3 protein-coding genes are annotated in these 8,216 nt (G+C 67.9%); all 3 read right to left on the minus strand.

From position 1 onward, the window contains the following. Nucleotides 1-68 precede the first annotated feature (68 nt). Nucleotides 69-5,888: a PKD domain-containing protein gene (locus tag ACJ8AN_RS39380; RefSeq protein ID WP_407760774.1), complete on the minus strand. Its 5,820-nt coding sequence runs from the start codon at nucleotides 5,886-5,888 to the stop codon at nucleotides 69-71. A gap of 224 nt (nucleotides 5,889-6,112) precedes the next feature. Beyond that, nucleotides 6,113-6,604 (minus strand): SMI1/KNR4 family protein, encoded by a 492-nt coding sequence (locus ACJ8AN_RS39385; protein ID WP_407760775.1) that lies wholly within the window; start codon nucleotides 6,602-6,604, stop codon nucleotides 6,113-6,115. Between the two features lie 12 nt (nucleotides 6,605-6,616). Further along, nucleotides 6,617-8,216 (minus strand): RHS repeat-associated core domain-containing protein (locus ACJ8AN_RS39390; protein WP_407760776.1); only part of this gene is annotated, 1,600 nt, incomplete at its 5' end.

The raw sequence follows: 8,216 nt of genomic DNA on the forward strand, positions 1-8,216 counted from the left end.
CCGGGGCGTGGCGCGGAGGCTCGCGCCCGCTCCCGGTGGTGAAGAGCGCCTTGCCCCCGGCGCTCCGCTCACAACCTCCGGACGTCGCGAACCGTGACGATCACCACGGCGCTCCCGGTCGCCCCCTCGTTGTCGGTCACGGTCAACCGGAAGGACAACATCGTTTCGAGCGTGACCTCGGGCGCCGTGAAGCTCGTCGACGCGCCGCGGGGATTGCTCAGCGCCACGGGCGGGCCAGCGGTCTGGACCCAGAGGTAGGAGCGGATCGAACCGTCGGGATCCCTGGAGCCGCTGCCTCTCAGCGTGACGAGGGTGCGCTCGTTGACGCTCCCGACCTGCTCCACCACGGCCACCGGCGGCTGGTTGACGTTGCGGATGGTGATGTTGACCGTGTCGGACGCGGTCACGCCCGTCCATCCCCGGACCGTCAACTTCAGCGTCAACACGGAGTCGGCGGTCACGGCCGGCGCGGTGAAGCTCACGACCGCCGTGGTGGCGCCACTGAGCGAGACCGCCGGACCCGAGATCAGGGCCCACTGGTAGGAGAGGCCGCTCGGGCTCGCGCTTCCCCGGACGGTGACGCGCTGGCCCTCGTTGACCGTGAGATCAGGCCCGGCGTCCACCACCGGCCCAGTGGGAACGTCGCGCACGACGACCTCGGTGCTGGCGGAGGTGCTGGCGCCTTCGTTGTCGGTCGCCCGGAGCTGGAATTTGAGCACCGTCTGGGCGGAGACCTGTGGCGCGGTGAAGCGGGCCACCGCGGACTGAGCACCGGAGAGCGTGACCACCGGCCCCTCGGTCTGGGTCCACTGCAGGGAGGTGATGGTGCCGCCGAAGTCGGTGGCGCTGCCGGTGAGGGTGACCGGCGTTCCCTCGTCGACCGTCTGACTGGGGCCGGCGCTCACGGACGGCGGCACGTTCTGGAGGTTGTCCCGCACCCGGACGGTGACGCGCGCGGTGCCCGTCGCGCCCTCGTTGTCGGTGACGGTCAGATCGAACGTCAACGTCGCCGGCGAGTTGACCTGCGGCGAGGTGAACGTCGCTACCGCCGTCCCGGCATTCATCAGCGCCACCGGGACGCCCGTCGTCTGGACCCACGCGTACGAGACGATGCTGCCGTCGGGATCGAAGCCGGCGCCGCTCAGGGTGACCTGCGTGTTCTCGTTCACGGTCTGAGCGGGCCCGGCATTGGCGGTGGGCGGCTGATTGACGTGGTGGACCGTGACGTGCGTCGTCGCGCTGCCGCTGGCGCCCAGGTTGTCGATCGCGGTCAGCGTGAACGTGAGCACGGTGTCGGTGCTGACGGCGGGCGTCGTGAAATAGGCGGTGAGGAGGTTCGCGTTGGTGAGCGTCACCGCGGGCCCCGCCGTCTGGGTCCACTGCACGGACACGATCGTTCCGTCGGCGTCGGAGACGGCACCGGCCAGCGTCACCCCCATGCGCTCGTTCACCACCTGGTCGGCACCGGCTTTGACCACGGGGAGCTGGTTCGGAACGACCGTGATCGAGACCGGGTCGCTGGCGCTCGCGCCCTGGTCGTCCGTGGCGGTGAGCTGGAAGGTGAGCACGGTGTTGGCGGACACCGCCGGGGCCGTGAAGCGCGCCGTGGCCGTGCTGGCGTCGAGGAGCGTCACCGGGGGCCCCGCCATCTGGGTCCAGAGGAAGGCGACCACGGTGCCGTCGGGATCGGTGGCGCTGCCGACGAGCGTGACCGGGGTGCCGGAGAGCACGCTCTGGTTGGCCCCGGCGTCGACGGTGGGCGGCTCGTTGGGAATGGGCTGAACCGTCACCGTGACCGGGGCGGTAGCGCTCGCACCGCGATCGTCGGTGACGCGGAGGGTGAAGCCAAGGCTAACGGGAGCGCTCACCACCGGCGCGGAGAAGGTCGCGGTCGCGGTGGTTGCGCCCGAGAGCGTCACCGCGGGGCCGGAGACCTGCGCCCACGCGTAGGAGACGATCGTGCCGTCCACGTCGGTGCCGGAGCCAGCGAGGGTGACGGACTCACCTGCCGTCACCGTCTGGTCTGGACCGGCGTCGGCCACCGGTGGCTGATTCGGGCGCGCGCGGACGGTGACGGCGACGCTGTCGCGGCCGGTCGCGCCCTCGTTGTCGGTGACGGTCAGCTCGAAGCCGAGCACCGTGTCGGCCGCGGGCAACGGCGCGGTGAAGCCAGGCGCCGCGACACTGGCGTCGGAGAGCGTCACCGCCGGACCGGCGGTCTGCACCCAGTGGTAGGCGGCCACCGTGCCGTCCACGTCGGTGCCGGAGCCGGCCAGCACGACGGTGCTCCCCGCGTCGACCGTCTGGTCCGGGCCTGCATGGGCCTGAGGCGCCTGGTTCTCCAGACAGCCCGACGTCGAGCCCCGGTTCACGAAGGCCAGGGGCGCGGCCTGGATGCCGTTGTAGTCGGGATCGGCGCTGGTGGCCCGGCCCGGGACGACCTGGTACGGCTGGTCGCCATCGTCCACGCAGTCCGGGAGCCCGGTCACGGTGACCGCGCGTGGGACGTTCCAGTTCGTCGGAGTGAAGGTGAGCGAGGACGGCGCCAGGCGCGCCTCGTTCGGCTGGCTCACCGTGAAGCCGAGGGTCACCTCGCTCCGAGGAGCGGTGGTGAGCGCCACGGTGAAGGTCGCGGTTCCGCCGGCCTCGGTGGTCTCCAGCGCGGTCGTCGGGGTGAGGGTGAATCCACCGCGCGGCTGCGCAACGGGAATCACATAGGCGCCCGCGGCGTACCGGGTCGTGGTCCCCGCGCGGTTGGTGGCGCTCGCGTACACGTAATACGTGCCAGGCAGGAGCGTGGAGACGTTCCAGAGGTAGCGGCCGGTGGTGCTGGCCGGGTCCTGGGCGAGGTCGCGCACGATGAGGGTCCCGTCCTCACCCTGAGCGTCGCGATCGGAGAACAGCGCCAGCGTCGACGCGTGCGTGGGGTCGTCGATCTCCCATGCAATGGGCACCGTGGGGCCGGTCACGGTCACGACACCGGAGGGCTCCACCAGCACGAGCCCCGGCGGCCGGACCGTGCCGGTGTGGACGGAGAAGCGCTGCACGGCGCTCCAGACACTGGCACCGCCGCGCGTATCCTCGGCGCGCACGCGCCAGAAGTAGGTCGCCTCGTCCGCGAGCGGCGGCTGCACCACCCAGGTCAGGGTGTCCGTCAGTTGCTCGGCCACGCGGCCGGACAGCGCCTCGTCCGAGTAGATTTCCAGGTGATACACGACGACGACGTCGTCCGGGTCACTCGAGGCGCCGATCTCCAGGAGCGGCTCCCGGGTCGACACGAAGGCGCCCTGCCCCGGGTTGAGCAGCGCTGGCACACCGGGGGGATCGTTGGCTTGATCGACAAGGAAGTCGCCGTACACCCAAGCGCTCTCCGCCACGCCGTCGCTGCTCTTCGCGCGCCAGAAGTACCGCGTGTTCTCCGCGAGGCCGGTGACGGTGAAGCGGGTCTCGCCCTGCCCTTCCGGGACCGCACCCGAGCGCACGACGGCCGGGCTCGTGAAGCCCCGGTCGCGGTCGAGCTCGAAGAAGTAGCTCGAGGCCACGCCCGGTCCGTGCGCGCCGTTGGCGACCCGGAGCGGGACGGAGGCGCTGGTCACCACGGTTCCCACGATCGGGCTGAGGATCGCGGGCACCTCGGGGGCCGGGTGGCTGACATCGACCGAGAAGCTGGCGGCCGGGGACGCCGTGATTGCTCCGTGCGGGTCGATGGCGAAGACGCGCCAGTGGTACGTCGTCTGGTCGGCCAACGGCGGCGCGACCGCCACGCTGGTAACACCGCCGGAGCCAGCGGCGATGTTGGAGAGCTCTCGCAGCTTCTGGCTCAGCGCGGCGTCGGCGTAGACCTCGAAGCGATAGACGACCGGCTCACCATCGGGGTCGGTGCTGTTGGAGATCGACAACGTGGGCGAGGGGGTGTCCACGCGCCCACCGGGAGCGGGAGCCGCGATCGCCGGGATGGACGGGGCGTCGTTCACGGTGTTGACGGTGAAGCGCCCGAGGGTCCAGGTGCTGTACGTGGTGCCGTCGAAGGCGCGCACGCGCCAGTGATACGTGGCGTTGTCCGCGAGCGGCGCCGGCACCTGCCACGCCGCCCCGAGCGAGCTCCTCGGCACGGCGGGGCTCTGGGCGATCCGGTCCGTGTACGAGGCATCCCGGTAGAGTTCGAACTGGTAGCTGGCGGCGGTGTCGAGCGGGTTCGAGGTCTTCGCGACGGCCAGCTCGGGCTGCAGCGCCGTCACCGTCGAGGCCACCGCGGGGCGCGAGATGACCGGGGTGTCGGGGCCCGGCGGCGGCGCCAGCGGGGTGACGGTGACCGTCGACGTCCTGGCCGCGCTGAGACTGCCATCGGAGGCGGTGAAGGTGATGGGGTACTGGCCCGCCTGGCCGGTGGCGGGCGTCCACTCGAACGACCCGCGGGCCACGCCCTCCAACGGCGCCTGCGGGGTGAACCGCGCCCCCGAGGGAAGCTGCGATGTCGTGAGGGACGGAATCGTGCCGTCCGGATCGGAGGCCTCGACCAGGAAGGCTACCTGCTCGCCCTCCCGGACGGCGCGATCTGGGATGAGCGAAAGCACCGGCGGGCGCGGCGTCGCCGCCGGGTCCGTCAATACGAGGGTGTACGTGCCGGGCGTGTTGGCGTCGAACAGGTTGATCCAGAAGCTGAACGGGCCGCCAGGCGTGGCGCGCGACCTGGAAAGCCAGACATTCTCCGGCGGTATCACCTTCCCATCCGAGCGGGTCACCGTCCCGAGCTGCTTCGTGCCCCCGGAGGGATCCGGGAGTTTCACGTACAGGAAGCCGGAGGTCTGGGGCGCCGAGAGCAGATAGGTCGCGCCACCGGACGGAGTCAGCGAGGAGGACCCCGACTGCTCGGTCACGGGCGTATCGACACCCGTGGACTCATAGAGGCGCAGCACGTCGTCGTCGCGGGCGAGGAAGTCACGCACGGAGTCACGGCCGGGGAGATCGACCTTCACGTCGCGGACGAGCAGGTGGGCGCGGGTAGCGTCGATGAGCGAGGTCAACGCACCGCCGAGCGCGTCGGAGTGCGTGAACGAGGCCTTGAACTCGACGAACTTGCCGGAGAGGGTCGACGTCATCACCCAGCGGCCGGTGCTCGCGGAGGAGGGAGCGATGTCACCCAGCTCGGTGAGGAGACTGGGACTGGTAGGCGAGTCATTCACATAGCTGCCGGTGATCTGGAAGCCGACCAGGAGGCCCTGGAGGTTCTCGACGATCTTCGGCTGAGCGGACTCGATGCGTACGTGGCGCGCCGTCGCGGCGCCGCCGTTGCGGACGCGGACCCCGAGGGTGAACGGCACCGGAGGCTCGACCTCCGGGGTGAACGGGTCATCGGCGAAGACGTCCTTGGTGAGGAAGTAGTCGAGCGTCAGCCGGGGCATGGGCTGAACGGTGACCGTGTCGGGAGACACCTTGAGCGTCTGCGCCTCGCCGCCGACGGTATAGCTGAGGTTGGCGCCGACGAAGTAGAGCTTGCCCCCGGGCAGCGTACCGCCCGCGCCCGGGCTGGGGACGATGAGCCAATGCACCTCGGCCACGCTGATTGGCGCGACGGTGCCAGTCCCGTTCACGTCGGAGATGCCCGCGACGGTGTCGACTCGGATGAAGAAGCTGGCGGAGGTGTCGGTCGGGTCGGAGGTGGCGCGAACTGGCGCCCCGGCCTCGTCCGTGAACAGCACGTCCACGCGCACCTGCTTGAGTTCCACCGTGTCGAGCGCATTGGTGATGCGCATCATCGCGTCGAAACCCTGACGCTCGAGGGTCAGCTTCTGGTCGATCTGGATCTTGACCCGCGCACAGACGCTGTCGAGGGCCAGGGCGGTGTCCGCGAACAAAACACAAGCGCAGGCGAGCAGGCGAATCGCCATCGACCCCACGAATGAGCAACGGAATGGCCCCGCTATCGTCATCGTACTCAACCTCACTCAACCTTCTCGACAGACAACCCTCTTCCCAAGAAAGCAACCACATCCTTGAGAGGAGTTTTCCTCGCCCGCTGAACTGCCTCTTCAAGACAGGCGCCGCATCGCTCGACCTCCCTGAGTCTCGACCAGATCTCAAGAACACGCCTTGTGGGCAACAGATCTCATGCTCACGCACCTGCTCCCGACGCAGCCAACACCCGGCAGTCTACCAGTCCGGCAACAAACGCCGAGAAATCACGTGCAAGTAGCAAAACGCTTCTATCCTCGTCGACATAGACCACTCGTGGCTCACCTTCGGGGCCGCACTCGCTGTAATCGAGCATCACAGTGTCGTGCCCCCCAGATGGCGTGTCACAGATTACCAAACCAATGTCTGGGTAATCCCATTCTCTGACGAGATACGCACTGCCCAATGCCCCATCGAGCCCCTCTTCGAAGCCGATACCAAGGAGACGTGAAATCTCGATGTGGTCGGGCGCCCAGGACGTGGGAGCCGTAGTACGAAAGCACCGTCGAGCGGGAACCCCTCCGTTCCGCTCGCGCAGGAGGGTTACGTAGGCTAAAGGGAGCCGCAGTCGAAGCGTAGTTTGCGCCCGCGCCAGCATCTCCTCAGTGACTTTCGGACTCGTGCCCGTGCTGCCCTTTAAGAAGAATCCCATGATATATCCCCGCTAGAGGCGGAATCCACCGGTGTGTCCGGTCAACCTGTGTATTTCTGAATCAATGAGCTGCATCAAGCCTCTGTCTTGATGGTGGTGCCAAGTGTATCCGGCTGGGGTTTTCGGGAGTCCGGCTGCTGCGTTAGCTCGAGCGATATCCGTAGAGCGATAACCAGAAGGATCAATCCGAACGTCCGGCACGTTTGGATGGCGGTGCGCCGAGAAATCTGGGAAGCCGTTTTTATCGAAAGGGACGCCCGTCTTCGGATGTTTTTTGCCTGCGAGGTGCGAATTCCGTATCTTGCAATTGTGAACGAGCGCGCCGTCCTCGCCCACGAAGAACGTGCTCCCATACCCGATCGAGAGATTGACGTAGCGTCCGAACTTCGATTCGCGCTCGACGCCCACGACCGCGATCGGCACCCCATCCCGCGCGTCGAGCAGATCGCCGATGACCAGCTGGCCGGCGTCCTTCCATCCCTGACCGGACACGTGGAAGGGATGGCCGTCCGTGGCCTCGATCTTCGAGCCATCCGCGAGCGTGAGAAGGGTGACCGGCTCGAGGCCTTCGTGCGAGAAGACCGCCTCGACCGGCCGGTAGCTCTTCTCCTGGGTCCATTCGGCGTAGGACAGGACCTCGTCGCCCACCTTCACATCGCCGATCGGCACCAGGCCATCGCGGGTATGAATCAGCGTGTCCTGCGTGAAGCTGTTGCCACACCGCAACGGCAGCTTCGACAATCCGCAGGTCAGCGCCCCCACACCCGCGCCGATGGCCGCGTCCTTGGCCACGTCCTTCCAGCTGATCCCCTTGACACACCCCTTGGTGAAAAACTGCTCGATGATGCTGAAGCCCGCCCCCGAGAGCGCGCCGCCAATGGCCCCGGCGAGCAGGCACTCACCGGTCGGATCGCTGAAATTGATGGGATCGGCTTCCGCGTACAGATAGCGATTCAGCCCACCCTGGATGCCGATGGGATCTTCCGTCAGGTACCGCCCCGTCTCCGGGTCGTAGTACCGCCGGTCGTTGTAATGCAGACCGGTCTCGTCGTCCCAGTACTGGCCGGGAAGGCGCAGATGGCTCGTCGCCTCGGACACCCGAACGACGGCCTTGCCGAATGCATCGTAATCCGCTGACCAGACAATCCGCCCGTCCGACGTGGTCAGCGCGACCGGCGTTCCCAGGTGGTCGAGGTGATAATAGGCATAGCCGGCCGCCGTCTTGAGGAAGAGCGGCCGGGTGCCAAAGCGGCTCTGCGGGTGATAGCCATAGGTGCGTACACTCGCGCCAGTCGAATCCACCTCGGCGACCATTCCCTGGTCCGAGTGGAAGTAGTACGTGCGTACCCCGCCGACCTCCTTGTACAGACGTCTGTCGAAGGGATCGTAGCCGTACCGTGCGATGACGGCGCCGTCCTGGTCTTCGACGCGGACGAGGCGGTTCTCGGGATCGTAGAAGTAGTCCCGCCTCACTCCGCCTTGAGTCTTGCGGGTGAGATTCCCGTTCTCGTCGTAGGTGTAGGAGACGCCCGGGCGGCTCAACAGTTGGTTGTTGGCGTTGTAGGTCCAGGTCCCGCTCGCGTCCGCGACACGGTTGCCCATGGCGTCCAGC

It is taken from the genome of Archangium sp., assembly GCF_045802675.1.
GTDB lineage: Bacteria > Myxococcota > Myxococcia > Myxococcales > Myxococcaceae > Archangium.